The sequence below is a fragment of the Micrococcus sp. HSID17227 genome (assembly GCF_003989405.1).
GTDB lineage: Bacteria > Actinomycetota > Actinomycetes > Actinomycetales > Micrococcaceae > Micrococcus > Micrococcus luteus.
In genome coordinates, this window is the sequence record NZ_RBLN01000414.1 from 1 (window position 1) to 1,407 (window position 1,407).

The following is a 1,407-nucleotide window of genomic DNA, read 5'->3' on the forward strand; positions in this document are numbered from 1 at the left end:
CGGCTCGTCGAAGGCCAGGCCGTCACGAACTGGAAGCAGGCCCTCGCCCAGCTCGCCGCGGCCTACCCCGACCGGATCAACCCCTACCTGTGACCACCCCGCTTACACAGACAAGTTGACACGCCCGGCGAAGCTGGCCAGCAGGGATCTCGCCTGGTCGTCGGCCTCCCAGAGCGGGAGCACGAAGGGTTCGAAGCGGTTCTCCAACTGGTCATCGGAGCGCACCGCCAGGTAGGCCTCGCGGGTGCCGACCCCGACCAGCGGGATGCGCAGTTCGTTGCCCAGAAACCGCAGTAGGTTCAGGAACTCCCGACGGGTGTCCCCGCGACCGGCCAGCACGTTGTGCAGCTCATCAACGACCAGCATCCGCGCCCCGACCTCGCGCAGCAGGGACAAGGCGAGGCGTTCGAGCTCCACCAGACGAGGCCGGGGCCGCAGGGGTGCGCCCAGGACGGACAGGATCGCGGTGTAGAACCGCAAGGGTGATGGTTCCGAGGGCATCTGCACGCACACCACCGGGACCTGCTCCCGGTCCGGTTCGGAGCTGGGCGGGTGCTGCCGGCGGAAGCGCTCGATGATCATCGACTTGCCGTTGTTTGTCGGGCCCACCAGTAGCAGGTTGGGCATGCGCTGCTTCGCCGGCCAGCCGAGCATGGTCTCCAGACGCTCGACGGCCTCGACCGCCTTCGGGTAGCCGATCCAGCGGTCCGCGCGGATCCGCTGGACCCGCTCGGCCGCCGGCAATCGCGCCACCGGCTGCGCGGCCGGGTGCAAGTGGGACAGCTCCAGCGGCTCGTACTCGTTGGCATTCACCATTGCTCGATCTCCCCGAACCGGGCCACCACATCCAAGTCCGTTGGTACGACCGGTGGTTCCGGCACCGGGGGCGTCGGCCTCGTAGTGGTCGTCCCGGTCTGGGTGCGGCGTTGCCTCTCGCGGCGGGTGTGCTTGGTGGTCTTCTGGGCGGTCTCGGAGATGGTGCGCATCTGCTCGATCATCCGGAACAGGCCCGACTCGTCGACTTCGGTGGCCCCACGCTCGCGCAGCCGGGCCAGAGCCTGCCGGTGCTCCCACACGCTGACCGCCGGGTTCGACAACGCCCGATACGGGACCTCGATGTACGCGGTGCCCTCGGGGTCCAGCACCCAGATGCGGCTGATATCGCGCGGATCCCGCCGGATGAGGAACCGCTCCAGGGCCTCGCGGCGTGCGATCCACGGCTTGAGCGCATTGGCGAAATAGTGGACATGGTCTAGAACAAACCCGGTGCGCGTGAGCTTGGGGCGTGTCAGATGGTCTGTGTAAGCCGTACCGAGAGGAACGGTAAGAATCATGACCATGATCGACGAGAAGAACCCAGGCGAGCCCTCGGGCCAGGACCTGGTCGAGCAGCTGAAAGCCTCAGGG

Annotated in this window: 1 protein-coding gene and 1 pseudogene; both read right to left on the bottom strand. The window is 67.5% G+C overall.

Features of this window, described 5'->3' with window-relative positions:
* Positions 1–111 precede the first annotated feature (111 nt).
* Positions 112–816 (bottom strand): annotated as a pseudogene (locus tag D8M29_RS12320) (TniB family NTP-binding protein); the annotation flags it as partial.
* Positions 810–1,340 carry a Mu transposase C-terminal domain-containing protein gene (locus tag D8M29_RS12325; RefSeq protein WP_174233372.1) on the bottom strand — a complete coding sequence of 177 codons (531 nt, stop codon included), beginning with the start codon at positions 1,338–1,340 and terminating at the stop codon, positions 810–812. The pseudogene D8M29_RS12320 and the gene D8M29_RS12325, both read right to left, overlap by 7 nt.
* Between the last annotated feature and the right edge of the window lie 67 nt (positions 1,341–1,407).